This is a genomic window from Mucilaginibacter sp. UR6-1, assembly GCF_020880975.1.
Lineage (GTDB): Bacteria > Bacteroidota > Bacteroidia > Sphingobacteriales > Sphingobacteriaceae > Mucilaginibacter.
This window is the reverse complement of sequence record NZ_JAJIWP010000003.1, coordinates 1,026,569-1,043,024: the sequence shown is the minus strand read 5'-3', so window position 1 is coordinate 1,043,024 and position 16,456 is coordinate 1,026,569. Positions and strand designations below refer to the sequence as shown.

Genomic DNA, 16,456 nt, shown 5'->3' with positions numbered 1-16,456 from the left:
TTATTGTTTTACAGCGTTTCGGTTAAAAATCATTCCTTAACCAATATGGCACTATAATTATCAGCATCCACTATATCCTCAAAAAACTTCACCATTTCGGCATAGGTTTCTTTAGGGTAAGTGCCGTCTATGAGTTTCATGTTGCGCTTGTAGATCAGCTTATTGCCTTGTAAAGTAAGCGAGGCTGTATACTTGCCAAAAGGCTTATCAATACTAATAGCGATCGGCTTTTTTTCGTGCCTGTAATTATTTGCAGGCAGGGTGTAAATTATCTCATCCTCATCGGTATAACCTCGCTGTATGCAAACATCGGTTAAACGGTTACGCACTTCGCGAATGCCACGGCTACGGTTAGCCAAATTAGGTGTAAAATGCAGCTTGCTACCCGCTATTGAAGCATAATTGCGGGCGCTAAACTGTAACTCCTCATTTAGCTCCGGATAAATATTCTTGATCTTATCAAACTTTAGCCTGCCTATTTCAAGGTTATTAATATGATAGGTCTTTTTAATCTGCTTCAACTGATCGGCAGGAGCCTCATAGGTCAGTTCTTCCTGATTTTCGTATTGCGTACCCTTATAAACAGTTTTCATACTGCCTGCAACCTCTCCTGCCGAATCAAGTGTAAGCTCGGCTTTACGTACCTGCAAATTCTTTTCGGCAATATACTTCGGCGTGTGTAATATCATACCGCCCTCAGGAGTACAGGCCAGCACGGTGCGGTCGTCAGTAAAGTCGCCAAGGTAACCAAATGGCATTTTCTGGCTGGTACACTCCAGCCAGGTAGTATCGTTTTTAAAAGGCAGGCATAATATCACATGGTTACCATCATTCATACTTGCAAACACCGGGTCAAAATTCACCTTGCGGCTGCCTGCTTCAACTACGCAATAGTATGAGGGTATGTTAGCCGCAGCCAATAAAGCCTGGGTATAGTTAACCAGTGCCTTGCAATCGCCATAGTTAAGCCTGTCAACATCCGTTGCCGGAAAAGGCTGAAAACCGCCAATCCCTATCTGTATACTGATGTACCGTGTACGCTGCTGCATGTATTCATATATCTTTTTAGCACGGGCTTTTTCATCAGGAATATCTTTTACCAGTTCCTTAACATCGGCTACGGTAGCCGGGGCAAGCACCTGCCGGCCGGCAAGCAGGCGGGTATACATCCACTTTCCTAACTCATTCCAGTTGTTAAAGCTGCCGTTAAGCGCGCCATATTTAAAATTAACCGGCGCAATTTTAACCATGGCTAAAAATGTTTCAGGGTCAGCGCTGTAAGGTTCTTCGCGTGTGGCTTTTAAGTTACTTACCTGCCAGGTAAAGGTATTCATACCGGCTTTATTGGTACCTGTTTGCACCTTTACCGGTAAGTTTACCTCCTTATAGCGTATATTAAAACCGGGCTTGCAAATAAACGTGAATGTGCTATGCTCAACCGCCATATTGGTATTATTGGCGGGCAACCATCTGCTAAAATACAAGGTTTGCTTTTCGCGCGTTTCATACTCATACGCTATGGTATAAGGGTAATCAACCACAGCGGGCCTGAAGTGCATCACCCGGGTATCCTCAAACAACGAAAAATTGTTGCCCGCATAAGCATCCTCAAAGTTACTTTCGCTGAATTTTGAGAGCAACTTACCGCTGCCATCATACACCAACCCTTTTATTGATCGTATGGATGTACTTTTATCATGCCATACCAATATCTCGGCATCGCTATCACCACTGCTGTTAAAAATGGTTATCGCCTTTTTTATACGGTAGGTTTGCGAACCCGGGTCATCAACCTGTACCGATTCATCGCAATACCGTATAACCGATGAGGCATAGGGCAGCAATTGCTTAGGTACTAATGATACATCCAGATTTTGCTGTGCCCTGGCTGCAAGGCCCGCCGCCAGCAGTATGATCAGGAAATATAAATGCTTCATTTTTAAAATTTATCCTTTAGTAAATAACAGGTCAACCTTTTGTGCCAGGATGATCTGGTTAAACAATTCTTTAATATATGGATATTCTGAAGCTGAATATACAGGCTTGTTTAGCTGGATGATGTGAGAAAATGTGAACACATTACCAGTGGTATTAAAGTTAGTAATAAAACGGCCGCCATTATCAGGCAGTGCCAGGCCTACGTTTTTTGGAGAGTACTCCACCTTATAGTTTTGCGGCAGCTCAATGTTGAGGGTTATCCTTTCAGTTGAGGCTACTCCCCAGTCAACAGGATAATTCCGTTCTTCGAGCTTAAACGGGTTTTCGGTGATTTTATTCAGCAGAAAGGGATTGAAGGTAAACTTTTTAGCATCCAGGTTATCATAAACATCAATTTCAACCTCATATTTTTCTATCAGTGCTGCTTCAAGGCTGTCAATATTGTTAATAGTGCCTTTAAGTATTTTGATTTTAGACATCCTCTCGTCGTAGTTTTCAATAAACTCGTCAACGGTATTGAATTTTTTGATCTGGGCGCGTTTACGGTAGGCATCGTACCCGGTTAAATAGCTGGATATGGTACCTTTTAGCTTACCGTTCTCCTGTAACTTAAAATCAAGCGAATAGGTGGTTGTTTCCTTCTGGATAGCAAAATCTATCCAGAAGGAAGGTTTTTCCAGGCTAAACACTCTGCCCTGATCGTTCAGGCAGCGAAAAGGCAACATACCAAAACCCAGCAACGGGTCGGTAGCATCTAAAAAGTAGCTTTTACCGTCAATTTCGGCTTTGGCAACTACATAATCAAACTCACTTAAAACGGGGTATATCTTAGTTACCTGCCCATGATCGCGCGTTGACATGATTACGGCATCTGCGTCAATGCCGGCGCTTTTCAGAGCTACTATCAACGCAATATTTATATCGGCCGAATTGCCTGTATGTTTCTCGAATGATTTTTTAACACCATCGCCGCAATACATGCCGTAAATCTTGTTAAACTTTATATTTTTTTGGATAAAGTGATAAACCGCCTGTGCTTTTTCAAGATTAGTGCTTTTACCGGCAAGTACCGGCACCAGTTTATCCTTAAAAAAGTCTTTCTTTTTTAGCTGGCTGCCAAAGCTTTCCTCCGTCCTCATTTCACGGTCAACATCCTTCCACTCTTTAGTTACCTTTACTTTTGAGCCGGTGTTTAAACTGGTATAATCCTCCAGCTCAAAGTTAAGGGCCGATAAAAAGTTATTTTTCGAGGTCATGTATTCCTCTTCCTTAAACGCCGGAATATCCTTCATGGCAAACAAAAACCTGGAGCAATCGGCCTTAATACCGTTCACACTAAAACATTCACGGTCAAGCTGCGGCTCATACTCTTTACCCTCAAGCAATTTTAAAAAGCCGCGTAATGATATTTTATAGTTATAAACAGCAGGCAACCTCACCTGGTAAACCGACGATACTTTTGGAATATCCGACTGAAAATCCCAGCTCTTGAATTTAAAGATATAAGGACTGCGTAAATGATACTTATACTCAATAACACAGCCATTACGTACCGCGGGCATAGCAAATTTCACGGTAGTCCAATATATGTTATCCTTTACGGTATATACATTTTTAGGATTGAGTTCGGCACGTACTGCTTCACCCTTTTCGTTAATGTAATAGGTAACACCCTCAACATCTGTTATTTCTTCGCCCGAATCTGAGTTTACACGTATCGGAATTTCAATATTGCCATTATCAAAGCCCTTATTATCAAATATTTTGATTTTAACATGATAGTCAAATTCAACCGTAATACGGTCAGCCTCACCAATGCGGGCATTACCATATTCCTTTAAAACTACAGCGTGGGCTGATGTATCGTTATTGTATGATTTGCTGTTAAGCTCATCATACGAAAACTTACCGTAATCAAAATCCTGTGCGTTAACTGAGGTGCAAAGTGCAAAAATGGCCGGAGCCAGGGCGAGTAAAAATTTTTTCATGAAGTGATAAAGTCCGATCTTTTATTGCGGTAAAATTACTACAATACTGCGTAATTGTAAATAGCTGTAAAACTTTGGATAGCCATATCGCTAAATAAATTTAAACAACTAAAAGTTTTTTATGACCTTTGCCACTGATGAAATTGATTTTGAAGCGCCCGCTGGCATTTTTCGACCTTGAAACTACCGGCACCAACCTTGGTTCCGACCGCATATTAGAGATAGCTGTTATAAAATTACATCCTGACGATAGCGAAGAAATAAAAACCTGGCGCGTAAACCCGGGTATGCCTATACCGCTGGAATCGTCGTTAGTGCATGGTATTTATGATGAGCACATTGCTAACGAGCCTTTTTTTGAGGCGCTGGCCCAGGATATTGCCGATTTTATTGGCGACAGCGACCTGGCCGGTTATAACTCCAACAAGTTTGATATACCTATGCTGATGGAGGAGTTTTTACGTGCGAAAGTGAATTTTGACCTGGAGAACCGCCATTTTGTAGATGTACAGAACATTTTTCACCAGATGGAACAGCGCACTTTGAAAGCCGCATATCAATTTTATTGCAGCAAGGATATTATTAACGCCCACAGTGCCGAGGCTGATACCCGCGCTACTATGGAGGTGCTTTTAGCCCAGGTAGCCCGTTACCACGGCACCGAATGGGAAGATAAAAAAGGCGTACGCAGCATACCCGTTGTTGGTGATGTTGAGGCGCTGCACAAATTTACCAACCTGAGCAAACCGGTTGATTTTGCCGGCAGACTGGTTTATAACGAGGATGGCGAAGAACTTATAAACTTTGGCAAGCATAAAGGCAAACGCGTTGAGGATGTATTTGATGCCGAGCCAAGCTACTACTCGTGGATGATGCAGGGCGATTTCCCGCTGTATACCAAACGTAAACTGGAGGACATACACAAACGCTGGAATGCCAAGAAGGCCGTTGAAAGACAAAACCGCCCGCAGCAGCCCAAACCACAGCAACCGGTACAACAAAACTTTGAAAAAAAGGACTATCAGAAACCGCAATATCAAAATAACCGCCCTAACAATAATTATCCAAAAAAGGATGATACCCCGGCAAAACCCGTTAATGATGATATGCTGAAACTATTAGCAGATAAGTTTAAAAAAGGATAAACACAACAAAGGCTGATCGATGGATCAGCCTTTGTTAATTATAATAACCGGTAAACTTCATCGGAAATGTAAACTTTTTCCGGATAGGTTTACCATTTAAAGTAGCAGGTTGCCATTTGGGTGAAGCCTTTAGTTTTTTTAGGGCGATCGAGTCCAATTCAGGTGTTAAATGTTTGATGATCTTTATATCGCTCAAACTCCCGTCCCGTTCAACGACAAACTGAAAAACGACACTCCCGTTAGTGTATTTTTTCAGTGGCTTTTTATCAACTATTTTTTCGGTTGTATCTATAACAGCAGAATCTGCCTTGGGTGTTTGTGCCTTAACATTAAGGCTTATGCATAATAATAATATCGCTGCTGATAAGGTTTCCTTCATTTTAATAAATAATTACTAATAATCCCGCACCATCAATCCATCGGCAAATTCCTGTAAAAACTGTTTTTGGTTTTCGGCTACGCTAATGGCGTTTAAATATTGGTAAGCTTTTTCGGCATAGCTGTTCATGGCTTCTTCGGCCTGTTGCTTTACTTGCAGCTTATTGTAAACCGCGGTTACGGCGGCTACTTTCTCTGCCGGTTCATAGGCGCGTGCGGCAAGCCAGTTGTGCAGGTTAATAGCATCATCATCTTTAGCCAGTTCAAGCGCTTTTATCAGCAAATATGTTTTTTTGTTTGACAGGATATCGCCCCCTACCTGCTTGCCGAATTTCTGAGGGTCGCCGTACACATCCAGTATATCGTCCTGCAGTTGGAAGGCTATACCCAGGTTAACGCCAAAGTGGTAAATATTTTCAGCATCGGCAGTGCTTGCACCGCCTATCAGCGCACCTATGCGTAAAGCGCCACCCAGCAGCACCGCCGTTTTAAGGCGTATCATCTCTATATATTCATCAATGGCAACGGTGTTATGCTGCTCAAAGTTCATATCATACTGCTGGCCTTCGCACACGCCCTGGGCGGTTTCATTAAAAATATCCAGCACTGGGCGCAGTATGCGGTCATCAACCTGCATCATCAGCTTATTGGCCTCTACCATCATTACATCACCGGATAGGATGGCGATGTTACTGTTCCACTTTTCGTGCACGGTGGCTTTGCCGCGCCTTAACGGGGCATTGTCCATAATATCATCGTGCATCAGCGTAAAGTTATGGAACACCTCAATGGCCAGCGCAGGCTGTACGGCGCCGTAAACATCACCGCCAAACATATCGCAAGCCATCAGCACTAATGCCGGGCGCAGGCGCTTTCCGCCTATGCTCAGAATATAGCGTATAGGCTCATATAGTTCGGCTGGTTGTGCAGGTAAGGTATAGCGGTTAAGCGCTTCGGATATAATATCCTGCAATTCGGCAAGTTTCTTCACCCGGCAAATATACTTACTCCTGCACTAATGAAAAATCAATTTGCTTTTTTGTCAGATCGACGTTCTTCACCTTAACCTTTACCTCATCACCAAGCTGGTAAACCTTCTTTTTACGCTGACCGATGATGGCGTAGTTCTTTTCATCAAGCGTATAAAAATCATCGCTTATATCGCGCAGGCGTATCATGCCCTCACACTTGTTTTCAATGATCTCTACATACATACCCCACTCCGTAACACCTGATATAATGCCGCTAAAGGTATTGCCCACCTGGTTTGTAAGATATTCGGCCTGTTTGTATTTTACCGACGAGCGCTCGGCATCGGCAGCTTTTTTCTCCATCTGGGAGCTATGCACACACAACTTTTCATAATGCTCGGCATTGGCCGATTGGCCGCCATTGAGGTAATGCAACAGCAGTCGGTGCACCATCACGTCCGGGTAGCGGCGTATGGGTGAAGTAAAGTGTGTATAGTGATCGAACGCCAACCCGTAATGGCTGGTACCTTTTGTAGTATAAACAGCCTTAGCCATGGAGCGGATAGCCAGGTGGGTAAGCACATTCTGCTCTTTTTTACCCTCAACGCTTTCCATCAAATGGTTTAGTGAACGGGCAACTTCCTTATCGCTCTTGGTATTTATTTTATACCCAAAACGGGAGGCAAACTGTGCAAAGTTTGCCAGTGTTTCGGGCTTAGGGGCATCGTGCACACGGTAAACAAAAGTAAACTTATGTTTACCCTTTCCTTTTTTGCTTACAAATTCAGCTACCTTGCGGTTGGCCAGCAGCATAAAATCTTCAATCAGCTTATGGGCATCCTTACGTTCTTTCACGTAAACACCTATCGGTTTACTATGCTCGTCGAGCTTGAATTTAACCTCGGTAGTTTCAAAACTGATGGCACCGGCTTTAAACTTACGGTCGCGCAGTATATAGGCCAGCTCATTCAGCTTTAATATTTCTTCGCTGTATTCACCTGCCTTATCTTCAATAATCTGCTGCACCTCCTCGTAAGTAAAGCGCCTGTTGGAGTGGATTACCGTTTTGCCGAACCACTCGGTAATGATATTGGCATTTTCGTCCAGCTCAAATACAGCGGCAAAACACAGCTTATCCTCATTCGGGCGGAGTGAACATAGTCCGTTCGACAATCTTTCGGGCAGCATCGGTATCACCCTATCTACCAGATAAACTGACGTACCACGCTCAAAGGCTTCCTTATCCAAAGCGGAATCAGGCTCAATGTAGTGCGCTACGTCGGCTATGTGAACACCAACCTCGTAATTGCCATTGTCCAATTTTTTAAAGGAGATGGCATCATCAAAATCCTTGGCATCATAAGGGTCAATGGTGATGGTAAGCACCTCACGAAAATCGCGGCGTTTGGCAATTTCTTCCCCGGTGATCACTTCGGGTATCGATTCGGCCTCGTGCTCTACCTCTGCCGGGAACGACAGCGGGAAACCGTACTCGGCCAGTATGGCGTTCATTTCGGTATCATTTTCGCCCTGCTTGCCTAAAATGTGCTTTACCCTACCTACCGGATTTTTTGCCTCAGCAGGCCAGTCGGTTATTTCGGCAACAGCTTTTACACCGTTACGCGCGCCGTTCAGTTGCTCCAGCGGTATAAAAATATCGTGCAGCATCTTGCGGTCGTCAGGCACAAAAAAGGCATAATGCTGAGATAGCTTTACTATACCGGTAAACTCCATTTTGCGGCGTTCCAATATCTCTATCACCTCACCCTCCTTACGGCGACCCTTGCTTTTGGCATATACATAAACCTTAACACGGTCGCCGTTTAGGGCGGTGCGCAGCTTACGCGGGGCAACAAAAATATCATTCTCGTCCTCATCGTCAGTAACGATGAACGCCGAACCATCATTGGTCATATCAACCTTGCCCTCAATAAACGTTTTAAGTTCGAGGAGTTGAAATTTGCCCGGAGAAATTTGTTTGATGGTATCCTTCTTTGACTCTTCTTTTAGTATCTCCAAAATAATTTCGCGCGATTCGGGATCGTGCACGTTCAGTTTAGCAGCAACCTGCTTATAATTTAACGGCGTGTTGCCGTTCTGTTCAAATACGCCCAGCACCATTTGTGTGAGCACTTGTTTTATGGTAGAATCACTTTTCTTTTTTGACATGGAATTATTATAAACCGCAATTGAAATACGGATAATTTAGTTGGATAAACGTACTAAACACATTACCCATATATGTATTAACACTCAAATATAGATAAAGTGTTTCTCATCTTCCTTAATCAGGTATCGCGTCAATCAATCGGCGTGTATATTCATTTTGAGGGTTAAGATAAATATCTTCAGGAAAACCGTGCTCAACAATGCGCCCTTTGTTCATCACCATCATGCGGTCAGAGATGTGTTTGATCACCGCCAGATCGTGCGAGATGAAGATATAGCTCAGCTTGAACTCCTCCTGAAGATCGCGCAGCAGGTTTAATACCTGTGCCTGCACCGATACATCCAGCGCGGAAACTGATTCATCGCAGATGATAAACTTAGGCTGCAGCACCAGCGCCCTCGCTATAACAATACGCTGCCTTTGCCCACCCGAAAACTCATGCGGATAACGGTTGATGTGTTCGGGCAGTAAGCCTACACGCTGCAGCACTTCCTTTATTTTTTGACGACGTATAGTATCATTGGTATATAAGCGGTGTACCTGCAACGGCTCAAGCAAGGCCTGCCCCACGGTTAACCGTGGGTTGAGTGATGAATACGGGTCCTGAAATATGATCTGTATATCGCGGCGCATACGGCGCATTTGGTCAGCGCTTAATTTGCAAAGATCAGCCCCCTCAAAATGTACGTGCCCATGCGTGGGTGCTATCAGCTTTAAAATACTGCGGCCAAGTGTGGTTTTTCCGCAGCCCGACTCACCCACCAAACCCAGCGTTTCGCCGGGATATACATCAAAGCTCACCTCATCAACGGCCTTTATCACCTCATGGCTTGTACCAAACATTCCACTTTTAACAGGGTACCATTTGCTTAACCCTTCAACTTTCAGGATAGGCTCATTAGCATAAAGTTGCTGCCGCCTTGCCTGCAACTCCCCGGGCTCATAAGCATATCGGCCGCACATCTCGTTAACGCAAAGCTCGTTGCCTGCTTCTAAAAAATCGGCCACGGTAGGTAGCTTTTTCAGCAGCCGCTGCGGCGATGGGCGGCAGGCCAGTAAGCCTTTGGTATAAGCGTTTCGCGGGGCATCAAACAGTTGCTGTATCGGGGCATGCTCAACTACCTCGCCTTTGTACATCACCAGCACGCGGTCGGCTATCTGCCGGATCACACCCAGATCATGCGAGATGAAGATCAGGCTCATGCCCCGTTCTGCTTTTAGTTTTAAAAGCAGTTCAATAATATTCTTTTGTACGGTTACATCCAGCGCGGTAGTAGGCTCGTCTGCTATCAGCAGTTCAGGGTTGCAGGATAGTGCCATGGCAATCATCACCCGCTGTTTTTGCCCGCCCGATAACTGGTGCGGATAACTGTCAAAAATAGCCTCAGGACGTGGCAGTTGTACTTCTTTAAATAAAGCGACAGCGGCTTCCCGCGCTTCTGCTTTAGTTTTTTTAAGATGGGTAATTATGGCTTCGGCTACCTGGAAACCACAGGTAAGTACAGGGTTAAGCGAGGTCATGGGTTCCTGGAAGATCATGGCCATGCGGTTGCCCCGCACTTCGCGCATTGCATCTTCACTCAGCGCAAATACATCCTGCCCATTCAAAAACACCTCTCCGCTTACTTTTGCCTGCCTGTCGAGCAGGCGCATCAAAGCCAGTGAGGTAACAGATTTGCCTGAGCCGGATTCACCTACAATACCTAATGTTTCGCCTTTATTTATCTGGAAAGAGACACCCTTAACGGCTTCAAAAAAGCCGCTCGAGGTTTTAAATTTTATATCTAAGTCATCAACCCTTAGCATCAGCCGCCCACTATGGTTACATTTTCATCCGGAATTAAAGGCTCGCCACGAAAACGCCGTAACAGTTGTGCCGTGGCCACCACATCCTTTTGGCAATAGGTGCAAATGCGTTCCAACTGATTTTCAACCCAGTACACATGGCCAACCATGCTGCCATCAATATCATCCTTTGGGGTAGGTATATCAAAAATAGCGGTAAGCAGGCTTAGGGAGGTATAGTTTTTATAGTCACCAAACTTCCACAACTCCATGGTGTCAATATGATTTATTTCCCAGGGCTTTTTGCCTGATAGTTCCAGTTGTGTTGGATGTTTGATGCCGTGGACCAGCATACGGCGGCATATGTACGGAAAATCAAACTCCTTGCCGTTATGGGCGCACAATACCTGGTTAGGTGGCTGACTGTTTAATAAGCGTGCAAAATCAAGCAGCAGCTCCTTTTCATCGTGACCCGCGAAGGATTTGATGCGCAGGCCAACCCTTTGGCCTCCGGTAAAAATACCTACCGATATACAAATTATCTTACCAAACTCGGCCCAAATACCGGCACGCTCGTAAAAAGCCTCTGCGGTTTCATCCTTACGCTGATATTGCGTTTTGGCATCCCATAGCTTTTGCATATTTGCGGGCACTTCATCAAAACCGGCGTATTGCGGCACAGTTTCAATATCAAGCACCATTATGTTATACAGATCGTACTGCTCAAGCATCAGTTTAGTGGTATTTTATTGCCAAGATAAGCATTCGCCCCGGTTTTACTTATCCTTATCCAGCACCTCAAAATTTATGACAGTGGTATTGCCGTAAGCATCAACCAGGGTTAGCTTATGTTTTCCGGGTAATGGGTTAAGCGCCATTTGGTGCAGATCGTGGCTTTCGCCCTGGTATCTATCATCCAGGTGCCAGTATATTTTCACCCCGGCTTCGCGATGCGCGGCATTGCAGATCATCCGCCCGCGAGAGCCATCGGCTTCTATAGGCACATAAATTTTAGCGCCGTTTTTAGGGTAGATCACCTCCATAGGGCTAACATTCTCCTGCGTGCAACCGGCCCTGAAAGGCGGCAGCACATGATATTGATAGCTTTTTGATTTGTAGTAATACTCCATGGATGGCGGCAGCACAAACCAGCTTTTATTCAGGATGCGCTCGGGCGACTCACAATCTGTAGTTACCTGCCATTTGCTATCCATAGAGAGATGTACCAACTGGTGCCAGGGGCATACCTTGGTTTTTAATCCGCCCCGGGGTACCCATTGCTCTGCTGCATGGTTACAATACTGCCCGGCACGGTAACCGCTCTCCGGGCAAACGCTTATCTTCACCATATCGCGCACGGGCATCTCAAACCAATCGCGCGCCGAAGGCAGCAGCCTGAAAATATCAAACAATACCGGGGCAGCGGTACTAATACCTGTTAAGCCCGGCCTGCCCTCGCCATCGGTATTACCTACCCATACCCCTACTACGTATTTAGGTGTTATACCTATTGCCCAGCCATCGCGAAAGCCAAAGCTGGTACCGGTTTTCCAGGCTACCCGCTGTAACGAACTGAATTGCTGCCATAGCAACTCCTCGCCCGGCCGCATTACTTCTTCCATGGCTTGCAGGGTGTAGTATATGGAGCCGGCATCCAATAGTCCGTGTTTTTCCAGCTCCGGTTTGTTTTGTGGCGATGCGGAGTAAACCGGTTGATGCCAGTCAGCAGGGTCATATTTACCGCCGTTTTTGTTATAATGGTTTAATACGCGCGCTATTGCGGCGTAATTACCGGTAAGTTCCCACAGGGTATTTTCGCCACCACCTAAAATCAGGGCAAGGCCATAATGATCTGCCGGTTTGGTTAAGGTGGTGATGCCCGTTTGTTTTAAAAAATCGTAAAACCGCTCGTACTTGTACTGCTGCAGCATTTTAACCGCAGGCACATTCAGCGAGCGCGACAGCGCCTTTGATGCCGTTACCGCTCCATCGTAACCCAGATCAAAATTTTCGGGATGATAACCGGCTATTTGCGTGGGTACATCGGGTATCAGGCTGTTGGGCAAAATAAACCCATCATTCAGCATGGCGGCATAAAGCAAAGGTTTTAACGTACTGCCCGGACTACGCGGCGCGTTCACCACATTAACATCGCTCTCCAACTGGCTTTCGCCCGGATGGAAGATATTGCCCGCATAAGCCAGCGCAGCACCGGTTTCCACATCAAGCACCACAGCGGCAATGTTATTGATCTCATTGGCGCGTAACACCTGGTGATGCCGCTCCAGAATATTGCTTACCTGTTGTTGCAGATCGGCTTTGATGGTGCTGGTTATGCGCGTATCTCCGGATTGTTGATTTCTTCTGTGGTCTGCCTTAAATACCTGTAACAGGTGTGGTGCCATTTGGGGCAAAGCCACAGGCCGATCAGGTACCGGCTCAAGTTTGGCCAGGCGGGCGGTAGTACTGTCTATCACTTTTTCGGCAACCATTTTATCAAGCAGGCGATTGCGCTTGTTTAACAGCACCGTCCTGTTTTTACCGGGATGTACCAGCGATGGCGCATTAGGCAGCACAGCCATGGCCGCCATTTCTCCCCATGATAACTTATCCGGACTGCGCCCAAAGTAGCGCCACGAAGCAGCATCCAACCCGATAACATTACTGCCGAATGGCGCGTTACTTGCGTATAAAGCCAATATCTCATCCTTGTTGTATCCGGCTTCAAGCCGCAGGGCCATGAATATTTCGATCAGCTTATTCCAAACCGTACGCCTGTGGTTAGTAGCCATACGGATTACCTGCATACTTAACGTACTGCCGCCGCTGGTTACATGCCCGGCCTTAATGCTACGACTGATAGCCCTGCCAAACGCCAGCGGATCAAAGCCGGGATGGTATCGGAAACGCTTATCCTCAAAGGTGATGATGCACTGCTTAAATTTTTCGGGAACGCTGTCGTTATACGGAAACCGCCACTGCCCGTCGGCCGCTATAGAAGCGCCTAAGAGCTGGCCTTTATCATCATCAATAACATACGAAGTGGGTTTGTTGAATAAAGGCTTAGGCAGGCAGAAGATAAAGAGAATAAACAGCATCAGCAACACGGCTAACGCGATGATGCGTTTGGGTTTACTGAGCCATTTGAGTATTTGTTGCTTTGCCATGTTGGATGCCGATGCACCGGCGAACTTACAATTTTTATCTGTATGTCATGCTGAGCCTGTCGAAGCACTCGCACACTGTTCAGGCCTTCGCGCGCCCTTCGACAGGCTCAGGGTGACAGGCCCCTTTATATTTTCCACCATGTCATGCTGAGCTTGTCGAAGCACTAACGAACTATTTCCCCACACACGCACCCTTCGACAGGCTCAGGGTGACAGGCCGACGCTCTTGAATTTTCTAACCAACTCAAACTGTCATGCTGAGCTTGTCGAAGCATTAGCAACTACTTAGCTGTTCTTGAAAGTTCCGGCAATAAATCCCACCGACGAGCGATAAGTGCTTCTTTTTTTGCCCTGCGCCAGCCTTTAACTTGTTTCTCAAAAGCTATGGCCTGACTAATGTCGCCAAACGACTCATAGAAAACTAATTGTAAAGGCCGACGTTTAAAGTATAACAACTTACATTAACGCCCTGCTGGTGTTCCTGAAACCGCCGGTCAACATCATTGGTTACGCCGGTGTAATAGGATCCATCGTTACATTTGATAATATAAACAAAGTATTGGTTAAACACTTTACGAAAAGATAGCGATACCCACTATAATGCCGATAATCATGATCACGTACAGCATGATCTCCGTAGTGGCGAAGCGTTTATACTGTGTCCAGAATGAGTAATCTTCTTTAGGTTTTTGCATGATGGCAAAAGTAACAAATAAGCTTAACGACCGCTGCTTTCGGCTTCACCTTCACGCTCAACCAAAATTGATCCGCCGCGCGAGAAATATTTATACATATAAGGATCCTTCAGCTTAATGATCATCACACCTTTGCGGGTGCTGGCATGTACCACGTAACCGTTTTGCAGGTACACCCCTACATGGCTGAACTGCCTGCCGTCAAAATCAAAAAACACCAGGTCGCCTTCTTTTAGTTCTTCCTCGTATTTGCGTTTGATAAAGTTGATCTGTGTACTGGTTGACCGGGGCATGTTCTCAATATCATATACCTCCTGCTGCAAACGGTAAACAAAGCCCGAACAATCCACGCCATCCTTATCTAAACCGCCAAACTTGTATGGCGTACCCATCCAGTCATCAATAAAGCTGTAAAGCCTGCCATTTTTAATGTCGCTTTTTTTCACGTTCATGATGGCCGAATATTTTTCTATATCATCCTTGTCCGGCTTTTCCATTACATAAGGACCTGAACGCTTTATTGTAGGGGCAGCGGGGGCACCGCCGTTATTATTGCCGTAAACAGGCCGCTGCGTTTTTTTTATACTGCTGCATGATGACAGTATAAATGCTGCTAATGCAAATATGATTATTGGCTTACCTGCTAAAACTGATCTCATTGATAAAAAATTTCCGGCAATATAGCTCAATGGCATAAAACGAGACATCAGTCGAAATTAACTACACTGGTTGATTGCTGCTAATGTAAAATCTTAACATATTAACATGCCTCAACATAAGTGGTATAAATTAACACACTATATCTCACGCTTAACGTCCCAGTTTTCCAGATAATCGGCAATACGTTTCAGGAACGAGCCCCCAAGCATACCATCAACCACACGGTGATCGTACGATAACGAAAGATACATCATCTGCCTGATGGCGATCATATCGCCCTGCGGAGTTTCAATAACGGCGGGTTTCTTTTTGATGGCACCGATAGCTAAAATAGCTACCTGCGGCTGGTTAATAATGGGCGTACCCATAATATTCCCAAACGTGCCTATGTTGGTGATGGTAAAAGTACCCTCCTTCACATCATCCGGACTAAGCTTATTATTGCGCGCACGGTTGGCAAGGTCATTCACCGCGCGGGTAAGCCCAACCAGGTTAAGCTGATCGGCACGTTTAATTACCGGAGTGATCAGGTTACCGCTTGGCAACGCGGTTGCCATGCTGATGTTGATATCCTTTTTACGGATGATTTGTGTATTTTTTACCGATACGTTGATAAGCGGAAAATCCTTAATGGCTTTTACTACGGCTTCAACAAATATGGGGGTAAAGGTTATCTTTTCGTTTTCGCGCTGCTCAAAGCTGTTCTTCACGCGGTCGCGCCACATTACCAAGTTGGTAACATCGGCCTCAACAAATGAGCTTACGTGCGGCGATACCTGCTTGCTCATCACCATATGGTCGGCAATCAGACGGCGCATCCTGTCCATCTCGATAATCTCCTCGTTACCTGATGATGATACTGTGCTTACTGGTGATGTGTATACCGATTTGGCAGCGGGCTGAGAGATGGCTTGCGACTGTTCGGCACGTGGTTGTTGTACAGGCTGGGTGCCTCCTTTAGCACGGCTGTCAAGGTAGATCATCAGATCGTCTTTTGTCAAGCGGCCATCGGCACCGGTACCAGGTATGTTATCCAGTTCGTCGTTACCTATTCCTTCGGCCACAGCAATGTTGCGCACCAGGGGCGAGTAAAAACGTACAGATGATGAGGATGTATGCGCCACAGTTTGTGTTTCGCGCTGTGCCAGTTGCTCAGTGCCTGGTATGGCTTCCTGTTCGGCAACCGGTGTTGCAGCTTGCGGTTCGGGCTCAACTACAACAGCCTTCTCCGGTTCAGAAACCGGAGCAGCGGGTTGTTGCGGCTCTTCAGCAACGTCTTCGCCCTCAACTTCAATTATGGCTATGGTCTGTCCAACCTCTACCACGTCATCCTCGTTAAAAAGTATTTCAACAAGTTTTCCGCTTACGGGGGATGGAACCTCCGAGTCTACTTTATCAGTCGCAATTTCGGCTATGGTATCGTCAGCCTCTACTGTATCGCCGGGCTTTTTTACCCACTTTACAATAGTCGCTTCGGCAACACTTTCACCCATTTTGGGTAATATTAACTGAAATTTAGCCATAGTATGATGTAAACAGTTGGTTCGCCAAAAATAACT

Annotated in this window: 13 protein-coding genes; 1 reads left to right on the top strand and 12 read right to left on the bottom strand. The window is 45.6% G+C overall.

The window, feature by feature from the left end:
• Positions 1–29 precede the first annotated feature (29 nt).
• Positions 30–1,937, bottom strand: coding sequence for a DUF3857 domain-containing protein (locus LJ707_RS15055; protein ID WP_228952424.1), 1,908 nt, complete (start codon positions 1,935–1,937; stop codon positions 30–32).
• Between the two features lie 9 nt (positions 1,938–1,946).
• Positions 1,947–3,926 (bottom strand): DUF3857 domain-containing protein, encoded by a 1,980-nt coding sequence (locus LJ707_RS15050; RefSeq protein ID WP_228952422.1) that lies wholly within the window; start codon positions 3,924–3,926, stop codon positions 1,947–1,949.
• A gap of 137 nt (positions 3,927–4,063) precedes the next feature.
• Between LJ707_RS15050 and LJ707_RS15045 the strand changes: the two genes are divergently transcribed.
• The gene (locus LJ707_RS15045; protein WP_228952420.1) at positions 4,064–5,071 is read left to right on the top strand and encodes a 3'-5' exonuclease; all 1,008 of its coding nucleotides are present in this window, start codon (positions 4,064–4,066) and stop codon (positions 5,069–5,071) included.
• Between the two features lie 34 nt (positions 5,072–5,105).
• Here the strand turns inward: LJ707_RS15045 and LJ707_RS15040 are convergent, their stop codons facing one another.
• The 10 genes from LJ707_RS15040 to LJ707_RS15000 all read right to left on the bottom strand — a co-directional run bounded on the left by LJ707_RS15040 (position 5,106) and on the right by LJ707_RS15000 (position 16,420).
• A complete protein-coding gene (locus LJ707_RS15040) occupies positions 5,106–5,450 on the bottom strand; it encodes an energy transducer TonB (protein ID WP_228952418.1) in 345 nt (114 codons plus the stop codon).
• A 15-nt stretch (positions 5,451–5,465) separates the two neighbouring features.
• Positions 5,466–6,440 carry a polyprenyl synthetase family protein gene (locus LJ707_RS15035; RefSeq protein WP_228952416.1) on the bottom strand — a complete coding sequence of 325 codons (975 nt, stop codon included), beginning with the start codon at positions 6,438–6,440 and terminating at the stop codon, positions 5,466–5,468.
• Between the two features lie 13 nt (positions 6,441–6,453).
• Positions 6,454–8,589 (bottom strand): ribonuclease R, encoded by a 2,136-nt coding sequence (gene rnr / locus LJ707_RS15030; protein WP_228952414.1) that lies wholly within the window; start codon positions 8,587–8,589, stop codon positions 6,454–6,456.
• A 115-nt stretch (positions 8,590–8,704) separates the two neighbouring features.
• Positions 8,705–10,396, bottom strand: a complete 1,692-nt coding sequence (locus LJ707_RS15025) for an ABC transporter ATP-binding protein (RefSeq protein ID WP_228952412.1) — start codon at positions 10,394–10,396, stop codon at positions 8,705–8,707.
• The gene (locus LJ707_RS15020) at positions 10,396–11,106 is read right to left on the bottom strand and encodes a 3'-5' exonuclease (RefSeq protein WP_228952410.1); all 711 of its coding nucleotides are present in this window, start codon (positions 11,104–11,106) and stop codon (positions 10,396–10,398) included. Before LJ707_RS15020 ends, LJ707_RS15025 begins: the two co-directional genes overlap by 1 nt.
• Positions 11,107–11,151: 45 nt before the next feature.
• The gene (gene pbpC, locus LJ707_RS15015) at positions 11,152–13,542 is read right to left on the bottom strand and encodes a penicillin-binding protein 1C (protein WP_228952408.1); all 2,391 of its coding nucleotides are present in this window, start codon (positions 13,540–13,542) and stop codon (positions 11,152–11,154) included.
• A 421-nt stretch (positions 13,543–13,963) separates the two neighbouring features.
• On the bottom strand, positions 13,964–14,113 hold the full coding sequence (locus LJ707_RS20425) for a GIY-YIG nuclease family protein (protein WP_228952406.1): 150 nt from the start codon (positions 14,111–14,113) through the stop codon (positions 13,964–13,966).
• A 1-nt stretch (position 14,114) separates the two neighbouring features.
• Complete coding sequence (locus LJ707_RS20325) at positions 14,115–14,237, bottom strand: hypothetical protein (protein ID WP_255678940.1); 123 nt, start codon at positions 14,235–14,237, stop codon at positions 14,115–14,117.
• Between the two features lie 23 nt (positions 14,238–14,260).
• The gene (locus tag LJ707_RS15005) at positions 14,261–14,896 is read right to left on the bottom strand and encodes a C40 family peptidase (protein ID WP_228952404.1); all 636 of its coding nucleotides are present in this window, start codon (positions 14,894–14,896) and stop codon (positions 14,261–14,263) included.
• A gap of 138 nt (positions 14,897–15,034) precedes the next feature.
• Positions 15,035–16,420: a dihydrolipoamide acetyltransferase family protein gene (locus tag LJ707_RS15000; RefSeq protein WP_228952402.1), complete on the bottom strand. Its 1,386-nt coding sequence runs from the start codon at positions 16,418–16,420 to the stop codon at positions 15,035–15,037.
• Positions 16,421–16,456: the final 36 nt, after the last annotated feature.